Source organism: Cyclobacterium sp. 1_MG-2023, from assembly GCF_030546805.1.
Classification (GTDB): Bacteria; Bacteroidota; Bacteroidia; order Cytophagales; family Cyclobacteriaceae; genus Cyclobacterium.
This window is the reverse complement of sequence record NZ_JAUOPC010000006.1, coordinates 26,620-41,407: the sequence shown is the minus strand read 5'-3', so window position 1 is coordinate 41,407 and position 14,788 is coordinate 26,620. Positions and strand designations below refer to the sequence as shown.

Below are 14,788 nucleotides of genomic sequence, written 5' to 3'. Positions count from 1 at the left end.
TTGTTTTTCGATTATTAAAATTTAACAAGGTTTAATAAAATCCCAATACCGGAGGAATGAAAATGAAAACCACAACTTTTAAATTCGTCCTAATTACAAATAAGGCAAGAATATTTCTAAAATCACAAAAATTTAAGAGGTCACTATTCAATGAAAATTGGGTAATTTGAATGAATCATCCCTTGGCTCATCAATGGGTCAAGAGATTGAATGGATTGTTTCAGTGACTTATCCCACTATTGTTCATCCAGTCAAACAGCGGTTGCATCCATTCTTCGGTTGGTAAACTCAAAACAAATCCATGATTGCCTTTTGGGTACAAATGCATTTCTGAGGGAACTTCATTTTTAATTAGTGCTTGGTAGAAGCGGATACTGTTCTCTACAGGTACCACATTGTCATCTCCGGTATGAGTTATCCAAGTGGGTGGGGTGTTTGGGCTAACCTGCAATTCATTAGAAAACAGTTGCTTTTGTTTTTCTGAAGCAGACTTGCCGAGTAAATTTTGCCTTGAGCCTAAATGACCTATTTCGTCTGTCATGCTGATGACCGGATAGATAAGGACCATAAAATCGGGTCTTAAGCTTATTTGTGACTTATTTGGGATATAAGACTTGTCAAAATGTGTTCCGGCAGTGGATGCTAAGTGCCCTCCAGCCGAAAAGCCCATGATGCCAATTTTGCTCGGATCTATATTCCATGTTGAGGCGTTTTGTCTTACCGTTTTAATTGCTTGCTGGGCATCCTGAAGAGGACCAATAGCTTTGTCAATCATAATTGAATTACTGGGCAAACGGTATTTTAAAATAAATGCAGCAATTCCCTTTTTTACAAATGTTTCAGCGATCAAGGTTCCTTCGCGGAGGTAACTCTCGCCTGAGTATCCACCACCCGGACATATTATTACCGCAGCCCCTGTAGCTATTTTTTCACTAGGATGATAACTTGTAAGGGTAGGTTTGGAAACATTTTTTAACCAGGCAATACGACCTTTGTCTTCAATTACCTCCTCCTTCATGGCATAAGGCTTACTGTTTGGAATACTCTCAGGATATAAATCCATTATTTGTTGGGCCTCCAAGTTGGAAGAAATTATTAGAAAAAGGATTAGCGCAAATTGCTTCATGGATATGGGTCGATTGATTTTTAGTTATTACAGTTAAATTTCCTTTAAAAGCTCAATGTAAAAATAAAAACAATAAGATTTCAAATCCCCTTGGATCAAAATCATTCTTTAAATGAAGTAAACAGATTGCTACTGTAAATCAATGGCAAGTCTTAATTCCTCCGGTTGAATTGTGAGGCTTTCATTGGTGTATTGTACCTGAAATTGTGGCCCATTTCCGGAAAGTGTAAATTGCCTAAAATTACTAAGATCGTAGGATCCGCTTCCACTTAATTCCAGCGGAAACTGCATAGATAGAGGAGTGAAACCTGCATAATTTACAGCATTAGCAGTGATTTTTAGTTGCATTCCGTTCTGTTGCCAGCCGGTAGTAAAAGGTAAAAACTGATTCAGTACAATGTTGATAAGGAAAGACATGGAGATGGTCAATGCCATAAAAATCGGAGCATACATAATGACACCCAAAACCACGAGCATGCCGGAAGTGGATAGCTGTGTATTGACATCTGCATCATAAGTAAATTTCAGTTGAGGCTGAGTAGGTGCTCCGGTTATTTTTGGTGTAACTTCGGCCAAGAAGGAAATTTTGGCTTTTACACGACACCAGCATTTCCCACGCTTGGCTTTTAAGGATCCTGTGGCCACGATCTTGTCTTGAACAAATTTAACATGAATGGAATTGATGTAGATTTTCCAACCGGATACACGGAATCGTGAGGGGACCCACCCCTTCGAAAATGCAATTTGTACAGCTGCGCTAATAACCTTGTCGTTGACAACCGCACCAATACTCGTGTTTGGGGGATTGAAATGTTTCAGTTGCTGACCAATACCCATTGCCGGTGTTGTAAGGTTAAAGTCTGAAGCCATGAGTATTGATGAAGGTGGAACGGTTTTCTGAGCTGTCAGCAATGGACTGTTTGGAGCGAATCTCAGTCCCAGTACACCGAAAATATCTATCAGGTCCCAAACCGGAATCTCGACATTGCGGATCAGTTTAAATGCCAGCCAGACACCAAAAGTAATCAGTGGGGCAATGATTCCATTTAATATCCAATTGATAAGAAAATTTCCACCAATAAAACTGATTCTTATCGAAAGTGTATGGGCTATTTGAATGACAATCCCTTTAGGTTGGCCGGCGGCTGTTCTTGAAAGATTGAGTTCGACATTGTTGATGTTAAATGCCATGGTCGTATTGACAAGCTGAATTCCAAATAGTCTTAATTTAAAATCTGCCTTTGCCTGCAAATCTGTCAACACCCCTCCCAATGGCAACGGGTCTTCCAAATCCAATATCTCCAAATCCTTAACTGATGCTTTAAAAGAACCTATTCTCCCAAGCCTTGCCTGGTAGGTTAATTGCGCCTGTAAATTTTGTAAGAATTTATCGAGTACAAGGTTGATAATGGTTTGATTAATTTCAAGCGCTAACGAAAAACCTGCTGCCCATGACATACCATTTTGTATTTAAAGCCAAAATAAACGTTGTTCTAGAATTTATTATATGACGCTAGCCGGAACTTCCCGTGCATCATCCATATCGAACATTTCATCACTGTCTGTGCAATTTTCTTCATAGATCAGTTCCAGTTTTTCTAATCCGTAAAATTGAGTTTGACCAATTGTTATGGCATAGAAGAGTTCTTCGTTTACTGGTAAGCCTTCTTCTTCTAGTAGCATTTCCCCATTTATAATGGAGGCAATTTCATCAGGTACTTCAATGTTGAGGAATTCGGAAAAAAAACGAACATGGTCTGCCATAAAAATATGTCCGTTTCTTGTTCTGGCATTAACGACATCGACCAGCCTTTTTCTTAAGTCATCGTCCAAGGCCTTTTCATTATCCGCAGTAACTTTTTTAAATACCGACACCCAAAATTTCCAGTGAAAAGTATTTTCAGCCTCCCCGGCGATGGAAAAATGCAGCGTCATTTGGATTTCCCCGAATCCCTCCTTCCCGAGTTCGGTATTAAAGATTACTTTCCGGTCAACTGATTTTCCTTCCTGTACATCCATATTTATCGCCAAGTGTTCCTCATCATTTTGGGCTGCTCCATTAGCAACCCCTTCAAGATTCCAAATTATTTTGTTCAGCTTACACGTTTTTAAAGCAGTCATGTGTAAGTCAACCTCAAGGTCTTCTCCCGGCTGTATTACAGATGGGCAGGAACATGAAATTCGGAAAAAATCGTTTGTATGGTAGGTTGTGAGAAGCATGACATGGGAGGTAGGATTCACAGAAAGCTTCCTTCAAAGTAATAAAAAATATTGAGATTGGCAAATGAAAAATTGATTAATATGCTTGTATAGCGTGTTTTATGAGGGTGATTTAGGAAAATATTAATGTAAAATTTAAAAACAAGTAGGTAGTAATGACCCCGGCAATTGAATACAATAGGTGTGCATTCAAGTATTTTATCAAATTGATCACTAGTTCATTGTATTTTTCTTTCATAAAGATTGTAGGTAGACAAGGGTAAGTCTTTTACTCCTACTTTCTGAAACCCTAGCTTTTCGTAGTACTTGCAAAGCTTAGGGTTTTTTGAATCTGAATCTAATCGCAAGTATTGGCAATCATCTTTTTTGGCTTTATGTCCAATTTCTTCTAAGATTCTTTGTCCAATTCCCTTTCCATTATAGGCTTCCTTAACGATTAACGAATGCACATAGATGGATTTATCTTTTTGCTTTCCCCAATAGAGTAGGTCTTCATTTAACATTCTCACCATACCGATACTGTTTTTATCCCGGTCATCGATGAAAAAGAATTCACGATTTTTAATACCCTCTTCAACCCATGACACTTTTTCTTGTGGAGGGTTTTTCCAATATTGCCAATGGTCAATCTGCATCCTGTTAATTTTTTCGGCTGCTTCCTTCAGTAACTTTAAAACCTGTGATAGGTCTTTTATTCCTATTTGTCTAAACGTTATATCCGTCATTATTCGTGTCTAATGGCTACTCTCCGGGATAGGCTACAGGGTTGCCACTTTCTTTATGAATGGGCATTTGTGCCGCTACTTCTTTAAGGTGAGCAGTCAAAAGACTGGCCAACTCTTTTACTTTTTCCGGTTTTGTGGCTGCCAGATTGTTTTGCTCTCCAATGTCTTCACGGATATTAAACAATTCAAAACTTTCATCTATATGGTAATAAATCAACTTAAAATCCCCTTTTCGAATGGCACTGAAGGCGCCTATCCCGGGCCCCTTAGGCCCCCATTCATTGGGGTAGTGCCAGAATAAGGACCGCTGTTCAACTTGTCCCGGCCTATTGTTTTTCAGCAAACCTGTGAAACTTTTTCCATCAACTTTCTGAACGGTGGTTTTGTCTTCTACTCCCGCCATTTCCAATATACTGGGATAAAAATCTTCAATGATCAGGTAATTGTCATTTTTTGATCCGGGAACTGTTACGCCGGGCCATTTTGCGATCATAGGAACCCTGATGCCACCTTCATGGATGGATCCTTTGCCACTGGATAAGGGTTTGTTATGAGTGTGAGATTCTCCTCCTCTGCCATGAACGCTAAGGCCACCATTGTCTGACATGAAGAGGATGATGGTGTTATCCATCAAACTTTTTTCTTCGAGATATTTCATGATGTCTCCCAAGCTTTTGTCCATGCCTTCTATAAGGGCGGCATAGCTGGCTTCCTTTTCATCAAGGCCTTTGTCCAGGTATTTTTGATAATAACGCTTGTCTTTTTCTATAGGGGCATGCACTGCATAGTGCGACATATACATAAAAAAGGGTTTGTTTTTATTAAGGGCTACATCCATAGCAACCTTGGCTTCAAGGGTAAGCGCTTCTGTTAAGAAGATTTCTTGCCCATGGTATTTTTCAAGGCCCGGGACATCCCATTCAGCACTGCCTCCCCGCCAATTTGCACTGAAATTGTTTTCTCCCAAATAGCTACCTGGACCTCCGGCAGCATGTCCGGCTATATTGACATCAAAACCGATGGCTTCAGGGTTTTCGGCAGGAGTATCAATGGCTCCAAAATGTGCTTTTCCGGCATGAATGGTGAAATAACCTGCTTTCTGAAGCATGGATGGTAGCGGGTCTGCATATACCGCCAGATCCAAAGGTTCCGGACTCATGCCATTTACATTCCAGGCAGGAAAAGACAACGCTTTGTGATTGGTTTCCATAGGTTGTAGAGCGTCCTTGTGTAGGGTCCAATTGGTTACACGGTGACGAGCAGCATTCATACCGGTCATTAGGCTTATACGTGTGGGAGAACAAACAGGTGTGGCATAAGCTTGGGTAAACATCATTCCCTCCGAAGCCAACTTTTCCATATTTGGGGTATTGTAGCGCTCATTGAAAGGGGTTTTTTTGTGCCAAAAAGGAACTGAAGTGTCCTGCCAACCCATATCATCAACAAAAAATAATACAATATTTGGTTGATCTGAAGCTTCGAGACTTGCTTGATTTTTGCAACTTCCAAAAACCATACACAGTATGGTTAGGTAAAAAAAAGTTCTCATAGGTTAGTTTTTTCTTGAATTCGACCTCAGTTTTAAATACCATCTGGTCTTGTTGGGATCACTGTTGTTTTTGGACAGGTTTATTATAAACGGTGAAGATAAATCTAAATGCTGAACCGTCAAAAGGGACTTGTCGCTTAATTTTCCATACTTTGGGAAAGTTCCGCTAGTGCCAATTTAGTTTATCTATTACATTCAATGGCTTGTATTTTGGTTCTTACTCATCAATTCCCTCATGTTTTTGTTGAAGAATTCAAGTTCATCTCCTAAAACAGAAAAGAAATCTAAATCTGCATGCTCAACTTCCGTGAGAGCCTTCTGAAGCACTGTGGCTCCTTCCTCGGTTAACTTGATTATTTTGGCCCTGGTGTCATTTGGATGTGCATGTCTTTGAATAAACTTTTTGCTTTCAAGTGTTCTCAAAACTTTAGAAACCATCATCCTGTCTGCATTGCCTTGATTGGCAATATCCACTTGGGTAACAAGTTCATTTTCCCTTGAAAGCCAACCCAAAGATGCCAATAAGACAAATTGTGTATGGGTCAGGTTTAAAGGATCCAATGTTTTTTTCTGTTTCCGTTGCCATAATAAAGTAAGGTTTGCCAGTAGGTATCCAGGGCTTTCGTTGGGGCTTTTAAACTTAAATTCTATTTTTTTAGGCATAACTTTTTATTAGCATTTGATTTGCAATTAAGTCGAAGTCCTGCTTGTTGATTTCAAGGAAACCGTATCTAAACCGGTATCCCCAGTATTTCTTGTTTTGAATAAATGCTAAATTGTCGATTAATGATGAAATTGGAATGTCTCTACTCTCAAAAAATGTAATTTTTCTCCTAAATGGACAAAAATACTCAGTCATTTGAAATGAATATACTTCCTGGTCTTTGACTTCTCCAATAGCTGTAAATTCCTGGCATTTTTCCGGTTTCTTATAATTTTGCTTTCCGGAATAATAAATTACAAAATCCCCCTTATTCATTTTGATTAATGGCCCTGATTTTCCGTGACAGGCTTGAGCAATTCCATCAGCGACTCCGTTTTTTACGTGGTCTTTTGATGCCACAATTATCCAATATTTCGTGCCCCTATTTCGCATGGCTTTTATTTTCTTTTTGTTCTACAATTGGGTAAGGATTATCTGTTTAAAACTTTTATATGCAATGCTTTTCCAAAAGGTGATGCCTATTCCCTTTAACCCTAAATAGGTGATTGACCTTCTTTAAAGTGCTGAAATCATTTCAAAATCAGTCATTTGGTTGCTGTTTTTAGCTTGTGACCTTTCCCATAAATTCGAGAAACCCTAATGTGCACTCCAGGTTAAATGAATTACATCAATAAGTTGAAGGGTAGCAAATGCGAGCCTTTTTAAAAGAATTATTTAATGTTGTCGTAAATATAGTATATGCGACAACCAAATACAAATTGATTTTATTTTCCCAGTAGGTGGAATGTTATATCCTTGGCTTATGAATTATCAAGAATTCAATAGGTCTTCCCATGAAGTAAAGACCTGATTAGATTTTGACCGATAAGAGTTCGAGTAAAATAAATTCCAATACATCTTCTTTTGCATTTGGGTTGTCAGGGTGGTTGGAAGAAATGTACAGTCCCTCTTCGGCCACAAAAACGTTATTGGGTACCAAATGCTTTCCGGAAAATCTGCTTTCACCTAAAACCTTCAGCTTGCTATCCAATATCATGATTGAAAAATCCTCGGGATAAGCACGCAATTGATTGATCTCCTCTTGTTCTTTTGGCGCAATGGAAGGGTAGCAAAACCGATAGAAAACTTCCCTATAAGCATCATATATTAATCCTTCATAACGGGGAGAGGTAAACAAATAGTTGGAGTATTCCAATCGATCAGCGGTTCGGGAAAGGGTAGGCAAGCCCTGGGGTAAATACCGACTTTTGGCCGGTACCAATTTGGTCGTTTCATTGTTTGCTTCTGCCACTAGAAGCCGGTGATCGCCAAAAAATGAATAAACAACTCGATCCGGCGAAGCTGCCATGCTGAAGTAGGGAGCTTTTAAGCCCTCTTCCATGTAACCACTGGGATATTGATGGGTCGAAAAGCTACTTTCTCCATTTTCCAATGAAAACGCTGCACTGAGGAATTGTTGTGAAAGCTGGCTCTCCTCTATTTCTGTCATTCTTGCAGGAACAGCCACTTTTGCCAACATCTTATTTTTACGTAGTATCGGGTATGAATAAAAGGGGGCAGACCTAAATTCCGGCCCGGCATAACCATCCGGCACGTTTAGGCTTATGGGCAAAAGATAGCTTTGTGCCAGGTCTGTCAGGTAGATGGTATTTGGTGTATTGGTAAATATAAAAATGCTATCTAAATTTTGGATGAAGAACCCGGTAAGTCTTCCTATCCCTTCGCTTCCTTCCTTTTTGAAGGTCAGCTCTTTAAATAGTTGTTGGGTTTTTAAATCATAAACTTGAACCGCCTTTTTGATGGGGTTAAAATTAAACAATAGGGGTTTGTCTGAATGATAATAAGCCAAACCGTAACTGTAATCTGAAGTTTGCTCGTCTAGGGGTATTTGAATGGTTTTTTCATTTAACCGAAGTGCTCTATTAATTTCTTGTTCTTCATCTCCCGTATTTTTATTGCAGGAAAGACAAAAAAAGATAAGAATGGCAAAAGTAGCTGGGGAAAAAGTGGAGAGAGGTCTAGACACAGTAATGTTGGGTATGTTTATAAAGCTTGTTGAAATTAGCGCGGAAAAAGGCACTAATTCTATCCAATAAAAACTAATTTATTAATAATAGTTGTTTTTGACAAGAAATCCTAATATACATTCAACTGGTGTTTGGTCTATTTGTAAATAAAACCGTAAATGCACAGAGCAGGAAAACACTGTTTATAAGCTGTTTGCAAGCCTTTTTTGCAGAAAAAACGCATTCAGCTCAGAAGCTTTAGTAGCCTGAGAATATGGGCTCCATTTGATATTTCAAAGCCATTAAGGGTTTAAAGCCCCATCTATTAATGGCCAATATTCATAGTTCCGGTCTACCTTTGAATGGTTTACTTTAGTAATGACCCATTTGTCTTTTGGAGCCAAAGGATCATATTCAATCAATGAACCATCGGGAAACCGGAACTGTGTTTGCAAGCTTTCCCGGTCCGGATTTTCGTTTTCCAATTTTTTTAATAAAGTTTCGGGATCTTTATTTTCAAACACAAGGAGGATGCCTAGGTTGGCTGAGGAAAATACGGCGACCAGTACCTTATCATTGGCTTCAAAAATAGACCATGTATTCCCTTTGTATTGGGCTTGGTATCCTTGAGGTATGGCTACAGGACCTGCAGCACAAGCAAAATTTTTGTAAACACCGGTATTATTCCATTCCATAAAATTTGTTCCGGGTCCGGCCAAGTGAAAAGTTTCTTCTAGTTCTTTAGCTTCGTCATTTAAAAATAGTGTAATGGGTCGGGCAACGATTTGCGAGGTCTTTCCAAGATTGGCACCACCTGCAGAGAGCAGGTAATTTTCACCTGCAGTGTATATCTCCGAACAAGAACCTTTGCCATGTCCCATTTTTATAAAATAGCCATTGCCTTTTTCACTTAGCAATTGAGTGATTTTATCCGCTGGTCTGTAAGGCATGCAAGCCCCTATAATGGCATGAGCTTCCCCTTCTCCGATGGCAAAATTAGTTGCTTCTCCCGGTAAAAAACTCATCCAAGCCTTCATAAAAACAGAATGGTAGCCTGTGGTCAATTTATGCCAAGTGGCTCGTTCGTACCTCCTTCTCATTGGAGGGAAATATTTATAACCATAACTACCAATTGCATAACAGAAATTCATGTAATCCAGCACCTCTCTGGCTTCCTTTCGTACTTTCGAAGAGGCAAAGGCTTCAAGGTTAAGAAGTGCTGTGATGGTATAGCCAATATAAGGCATGGAGTTAAACTCATGGAGACCATTGGTTTTCATCTCATGCAAAAATGCCAATATATTCGCTTCCATTCCATTGCTGAGGTTATTATACCGGGAATCCTCATTACCGTGTTGGGCCAGCCACCTGTTTTTTAAATAGCGAGAACCCTCAGTCATTAGTATATGGTTTTCAGTTTCAGGAAATAATCCTAAGGTCTTGGGAGCTGTGCGCCGAAATTTATTGCCTTCTTCTGTTAGCAAGACTTCTAGTAGATGATTGACCGTTTCCTTATATAATATTTCCGGATTGTCACCAAACTGCCATAGGATGGTAGTGAGCACAGTAAATGTGAAATCATAATCCCCAAGTTTATTAAAAAACCAAGAGGAACCTGAAACACCCCAGGGTTTCATGCCCATAATTATTTGATTGGTCTCTTGGATATTGGTTTTAGAATGAAGCCGAGCCAACAAAACTCTTGGGTTGCTTACCTTTCCTTTTTTTGGGCCATATTCCACTTTTTTCTTTACCCAGATGCCAATAATAGAATCTTTAAATTCGGAGTCATTATTCCATTGTATGCTCCGTTTTTGCGGAACCTTAATATTTCCGGGCTTGAGAGTAAGTTTTGGTTCTTTTTGGAAATTACCAAAAACCAGACCTATCAATAAGGCAATAAAAACAAGTAGGATCAGTTTATTTTTTCCGGGTTTCATTCTTTTTACAATAACAGGATTATTCCTTGAAAAAGGAATATTGACCCCTGCTATTTAGCAGATTAGCAGCAACCTTTTCTTTCCGTTCTTTTCCTTTGGGGCACGATGAATACAAGGCAGAACTTTGCTATTAGGGTGATCAGTAGCCAATCTGCACATATGGCCAATGCCCAAGCTTATTGGCTGTGCATTAAATTTTGGCTGATAGTGGAGGTCAAAAAACTGTTCATTTAAAAATGATTCAAAATATTTATCCGGTCCACCAAATAATTTTTTAAGCTCCTCTCTTATTTCGGGTACAAGGACTTTCTGTTCGGCTTGTGCATTGGGTAATACTTCACTTGAGTCCCCATAGTACGTGCATAAATAGGTATCAACGGGAATAGGAGAGCGATCTACATGAAATGAGTAAACATCGGTTGGGAAAAATGGGTAGCTATCGTCCCTTTCATAGGAATGAATCACATTAAGTGTTGGAGAGGCACCATGCGCTTCCAAGGTTTTCAAATCTTGGAAAAGCATTTCACGGGCAAGCTGCCCTTGTTCACTTAGCTTCAGTCCATGGAGCTCATCTGGATGAAGCTCGGTCATATTTTCATTAAGCGCTATTTGATTAACAATCTCTGAAAAATCTCCTATTAATTGACGTTTCCAACAAAGCGCATTGACGTTTCCTTCAAAGGGCGTAGTAACAAGATCACGAAAAGTATTTACAAATTGAATAGGTTGTGTTGAAGGAGATTGATTGGTCATATAAAGCAGAAGACTAAGTTTTAATACTTTTAAAGGAAGGCCCTTGTTGCTTCCTGATTTGGGGGATAAAATTCCCAAATCAATTGCTTCTTCTTCCCTATTCGCTCAAAATTAGCCTAAATATCTTAATGCTTTCACTAATTTCTTGAAGTACTTACTCAAAGTCAGCAACCTATTCGATTTTCTTTCCTTTTATTTCTTGGCCCCCTTGAAAAAGCGTCAGGCTCTCAACAGTATCATTTTTTAGTTGAAATGTAATTTTTGCTTTGACAACCGTTAGGAAAAAAGTAGTATCATTTTCAGGATAAATTTCAAATCTATCCTGACCTGTGGCTTGGCCAAATAACTGATTACCTTCTTTTGTAATTGTTATTGTGAATTTGGGTTGTAGTTTATACAAACCAAGGTATTGTTCCAGCGTTGAATCAGAGACTTCAACGGCATCATTTTTGGATGTGAAAGAAGCTAAATCCATTCCGGGATCGAGTAAATGAAAGCCGATATCATCGATATCTGCTGTTGAATTAGAAAGGAGAACCACTCCTTTACCTGTTTCCTTCACAAATCCCGAAAAAGCCCTATAGCCACCTGTTCCCCCGTTATGCCAGATAACCTCACCCAGTTCTCCTTTCTTGATATGCCAACCCAATGCAACTGACATTTCACCGGCTTTATGGTGTCTCACCTTATGGGATAACTCCATTGCTTCTGTTAATGGACTTTTAACATGGCCTAGGTTGGCTGCAATAAATTTAGACATATCAGAAGTTGAGCTTCTAATTGCACCGGCACCGGCAAGTGTTGGGATGTCCCAATTTTCAACCTGCTTACCACCCGCATGACCTAAAGCCAAATTTTCTTTCATTTTTTTAGTGAACTCAATTTTGGTATCCGTCATCCCTAATGGGGCTGCAATCGTTTGGATCATTAAATCTTCATAATTACTGTTTTTATTCACTGCGAGCAAATGGCCCAATAAGCCCTGAGCAAGATTTGAATATTCATACGCAGCACCTACCGCTCTCAGGGGTTTATAATTTGAAATAAAATCATACATCTGCTCAACGGTATAGTCTGCATATGGATTGTTAGGATTGGCAGGGGTAAAGTTGTCGGGCATTCTGGGAAGGCCGGAGCTGTGGTCTGAAAGGTTGCCAAATGTTATTTCTTTAAGACCTTTTGTCGGAATTTTAATATTGTTGGGAAGAAAGTCGTTTACTTTATCATCTAGTTTGAGTTCACCATCTACAACCTGTTGAGCTAGTAGAATTCCAGTAAAGGCCTTTGATATGGAGCCTATTTCGTAGATGGTATTTTCATTTACTTTCTTACCCTTTGCAGCAGTTAGACCAAAATTAAAATATTGAATGCCTGTGGAATCAATAATCGCCAAGGCGATACTTGGGGTAACCCCCTCTTCGATTCGTTTTTCAATGGTCTCAACAACTTCTGTCGGGAGCCCATTTTTATCGGATTTTTCTTGAAACGGAAAGGTGACAAAAGGGCTCAAAAGCATAATCAGAAGGATTATGGACTGTTTCATTTGGGCTTGGTTTATAAGTTAAAAATCTCTTTGCTTAACGATGTTTTACCTATTGGAGTTGACTAGGGCTTATATTTTGAAAGGTAAATACAGAAAACCACTCACTATTCACTTTTTGGAGGTCTTTTCTCCTTAAATAGTTTGCTGTTTAATTTTTGCTTGGCCTTATTTCTCACTTTTTTAGTTTTACCTTTTTCTGCAAACATCAAAATTATTTCTCTTGTGAGTTCCTTTTGGTCTAAAAGGTGGTTTTGAATGGCTGGGCTTCCATATTTTAATATTTTTTGAACCAGGGTTGTTGAAATTCCATTTTCTGAGAGCTCCAATCGGTAAGGTTCTGAAAGTTCATCCACAAGGCCTCTTTTTTCCGTCATTCTAGGATCTTCGTATACTGGCAGGACCCGCATCAATTCCTCTAATTTTTCTACAAGTTTGACTCTGGACTTTGAAGTGAAGGTTAGAAATGGATTTTCCCAGTTAGGTACTATGTCAAATTCGTTTGTTTTAGCGTTGAAATTTTCTAAAAAATTTAAAACCTCCACTTGATATTCTCCGCTCAGGTCTTTTTCAGGTCGCCACTGAAGGTCAATAAGTTTTAACCTAGAGTTGTTTTGAAGGAGTAATAAACTCGAACCTTCAAAATAATGCTCGTAACCCGGAGCTGGGTCCACTTCATACAATTGGTTATAATTTACTAGCCAACCCGCTTCTATTCTTAATGGCTGAAGTTTCATTCTAATTTATCTTAAGATTAGTAACCCCTCCAAGGCATTTGGTGTCTAAGATACCAAAATATTTTTGTCTATGGATAGCCTTTCTCTCAATAGGTAGATGGATACTTCTGCCGGGGAGTTTAGAAGGAGGTGGAGAAAACACCTTTTTCTTGTGCTTGTCAAAAAGTTAAATGGCTCCTTAAACCTATCAGTGGGTCATGACCATTTGGTCAGTTTTTATTGCCTTTTATAATTTGATTTTCTGCTTGTTCCATCCGGATTTACAAATTCAAATGTGTAATTCCCATCAGTATCCCAACCGTAATTTATTTTATGGATGTTTGCGTTTACTTTATAGCTTAAACTATAATGTTGAGGTGCAAGGTTTTCAAAACCAATAATTTCTGCTCCACGCAATGGCTTCAAGTCAGGTCTTACACCTCTGGTCTTAGCTTGTGGCATAATTTCATTTTCCGGCGCAGGTGTTCGAGGATTTATCTCAACCTTTCCTTTCATGGCTGCTATCAAATAGGGATATTCTTTAACCGCGTGATATTGATAGCTGCTATCTGAAGTAAATCGTCCCAAATTCTCATCCAATTCTTCAGTAGTTTCTCCGTATACAGGAAAACCATCCAAGGCAAAAGCAATGGGCTTGTCTTCACCAACCTTAGCTTGTAAGTGGCTTGGAGGTAAATGGTAATGATAATCATCCGCACGTCCACAATGACCGCCCCATTGATCAAGCTCTCCGATGGTATTGGCATCCTCCCCTCGGTTATTGAGGGGATTAAAGATAGGAATGCCGTTAGCGGCAATGGCAATGGCTCCTTTCATAAAATTGTTTTTAGTAGACATTGGTTTTTCCGCCAATTCAGGATGTAAGGGAATGGCCCAGGCATTCTTGCCCGAATAGTCATGGTTAATTGGGACTTGCTGTTGCCAATTGGTAATGCCTACCATCATTTTGTGTGTGGGAATGCCATCTGATTCAACATAAAAATACTTGTCATCGTACCGGGTATTAACTTTCTCAAAAGCACCAAATACAGCTTCTAAAAAGGGGATCTCATTGGCAGCCATTTTTTTTAAAACTGTAGTAGATTGTGTATTTGCGCAGCCCATTATTAAAAATAAGATGCCGATACACCCAGAAGCTAAATAAGGTTTTTTTGTTTTACGTGTTAAGTTAAAAAATGATAGCACTACCATTGCTACTCCTATTAAAAGCAACAACTTGGAATAGTCAAATGGCTTATTAATTCCGCTTTCTTCTGTTGCATTCAATTGACTGATAAGATGCACTCTCTCTGTAATATAGTTTTGCTCGGAAGCTTCAAAATCAGCATAATCGAAAGTTAAAACCTTATGATTTTCAGTGCTTAAATACACGGTTTCACCTGCTTTCATGATGAAATCCGCTTTAATGGTTTCATTACTATTCACAAATTGCCAATTTTTTAAAGGAGTGCCATGGCCGCCTTCATGTGCAAAAATATCAAAGGTAAAAACCAAGGTAAATGTGATTAGCAAAAGATATTTCATGGCA

13 protein-coding genes are annotated in these 14,788 nt (G+C 39.0%); all 13 read right to left on the bottom strand.

Features of this window, described 5'->3' with window-relative positions; translation table 11 throughout:
* Positions 1-220: 220 nt before the first annotated feature.
* The gene (locus Q4534_RS10785) at positions 221-1,126 is read right to left on the bottom strand and encodes an alpha/beta hydrolase (RefSeq protein ID WP_303613186.1); all 906 of its coding nucleotides are present in this window, start codon (positions 1,124-1,126) and stop codon (positions 221-223) included.
* A gap of 129 nt (positions 1,127-1,255) precedes the next feature.
* Positions 1,256-2,584 (bottom strand): hypothetical protein, encoded by a 1,329-nt coding sequence (locus Q4534_RS10780; protein WP_303613185.1) that lies wholly within the window; start codon positions 2,582-2,584, stop codon positions 1,256-1,258.
* Positions 2,585-2,629: 45 nt separating this feature from the next.
* Complete coding sequence (locus tag Q4534_RS10775; RefSeq protein ID WP_303613184.1) at positions 2,630-3,346, bottom strand: hypothetical protein; 717 nt, start codon at positions 3,344-3,346, stop codon at positions 2,630-2,632.
* 218 nt (positions 3,347-3,564) lie between these two features.
* The gene (locus tag Q4534_RS10770; protein WP_303613183.1) at positions 3,565-4,071 is read right to left on the bottom strand and encodes a GNAT family N-acetyltransferase; all 507 of its coding nucleotides are present in this window, start codon (positions 4,069-4,071) and stop codon (positions 3,565-3,567) included.
* A 16-nt stretch (positions 4,072-4,087) separates the two neighbouring features.
* On the bottom strand, positions 4,088-5,620 hold the full coding sequence (locus Q4534_RS10765) for a sulfatase (RefSeq protein WP_303613182.1): 1,533 nt from the start codon (positions 5,618-5,620) through the stop codon (positions 4,088-4,090).
* 195 nt (positions 5,621-5,815) lie between these two features.
* Positions 5,816-6,283 (bottom strand): MarR family winged helix-turn-helix transcriptional regulator, encoded by a 468-nt coding sequence (locus tag Q4534_RS10760; RefSeq protein WP_303613181.1) that lies wholly within the window; start codon positions 6,281-6,283, stop codon positions 5,816-5,818.
* Positions 6,276-6,716 (bottom strand): EVE domain-containing protein, encoded by a 441-nt coding sequence (locus Q4534_RS10755; protein ID WP_303613180.1) that lies wholly within the window; start codon positions 6,714-6,716, stop codon positions 6,276-6,278. The genes Q4534_RS10760 and Q4534_RS10755 overlap by 8 nt, the downstream gene beginning before the upstream one ends.
* 418 nt (positions 6,717-7,134) lie before the next feature.
* Positions 7,135-8,310: a DUF4221 family protein gene (locus tag Q4534_RS10750; protein ID WP_303613179.1), complete on the bottom strand. Its 1,176-nt coding sequence runs from the start codon at positions 8,308-8,310 to the stop codon at positions 7,135-7,137.
* A gap of 282 nt (positions 8,311-8,592) precedes the next feature.
* Entirely contained in the window at positions 8,593-10,230 is a 1,638-nt protein-coding gene (locus Q4534_RS10745; RefSeq protein ID WP_303613178.1) for a hypothetical protein, read from the bottom strand.
* Between the two features lie 54 nt (positions 10,231-10,284).
* Entirely contained in the window at positions 10,285-10,983 is a 699-nt protein-coding gene (locus Q4534_RS10740; RefSeq protein ID WP_303613177.1) for a hypothetical protein, read from the bottom strand.
* Between the two features lie 172 nt (positions 10,984-11,155).
* The gene (locus tag Q4534_RS10735) at positions 11,156-12,526 is read right to left on the bottom strand and encodes a serine hydrolase (RefSeq protein ID WP_303613176.1); all 1,371 of its coding nucleotides are present in this window, start codon (positions 12,524-12,526) and stop codon (positions 11,156-11,158) included.
* 104 nt (positions 12,527-12,630) lie between these two features.
* Complete coding sequence (locus Q4534_RS10730; RefSeq protein WP_303613175.1) at positions 12,631-13,260, bottom strand: hypothetical protein; 630 nt, start codon at positions 13,258-13,260, stop codon at positions 12,631-12,633.
* A gap of 216 nt (positions 13,261-13,476) precedes the next feature.
* A complete protein-coding gene (locus tag Q4534_RS10725) occupies positions 13,477-14,784 on the bottom strand; it encodes a YHYH protein (protein ID WP_303613174.1) in 1,308 nt (435 codons plus the stop codon).
* Between the last annotated feature and the right edge of the window lie 4 nt (positions 14,785-14,788).

Coding starts and splice junctions, on each gene's coding strand:
- Q4534_RS10725 (WP_303613174.1), bottom strand. CDS start 14,784: ATGAAATATCTTTTGCTAATCACATTTACCTTGGTTTTTACCTTTGAT.
- Q4534_RS10755 (WP_303613180.1), bottom strand. CDS start 6,716: ATGCGAAATAGGGGCACGAAATATTGGATAATTGTGGCATCAAAAGAC.
- Q4534_RS10730 (WP_303613175.1), bottom strand. CDS start 13,260: ATGAAACTTCAGCCATTAAGAATAGAAGCGGGTTGGCTAGTAAATTAT.
- Q4534_RS10775 (WP_303613184.1), bottom strand. CDS start 3,346: ATGCTTCTCACAACCTACCATACAAACGATTTTTTCCGAATTTCATGT.
- Q4534_RS10760 (WP_303613181.1), bottom strand. CDS start 6,283: ATGCCTAAAAAAATAGAATTTAAGTTTAAAAGCCCCAACGAAAGCCCT.
- Q4534_RS10740 (WP_303613177.1), bottom strand. CDS start 10,983: ATGACCAATCAATCTCCTTCAACACAACCTATTCAATTTGTAAATACT.
- Q4534_RS10785 (WP_303613186.1), bottom strand. CDS start 1,126: ATGAAGCAATTTGCGCTAATCCTTTTTCTAATAATTTCTTCCAACTTG.
- Q4534_RS10780 (WP_303613185.1), bottom strand. CDS start 2,584: ATGTCATGGGCAGCAGGTTTTTCGTTAGCGCTTGAAATTAATCAAACC.
- Q4534_RS10765 (WP_303613182.1), bottom strand. CDS start 5,620: ATGAGAACTTTTTTTTACCTAACCATACTGTGTATGGTTTTTGGAAGT.
- Q4534_RS10735 (WP_303613176.1), bottom strand. CDS start 12,526: ATGAAACAGTCCATAATCCTTCTGATTATGCTTTTGAGCCCTTTTGTC.
- Q4534_RS10770 (WP_303613183.1), bottom strand. CDS start 4,071: ATGACGGATATAACGTTTAGACAAATAGGAATAAAAGACCTATCACAG.
- Q4534_RS10745 (WP_303613178.1), bottom strand. CDS start 10,230: ATGAAACCCGGAAAAAATAAACTGATCCTACTTGTTTTTATTGCCTTA.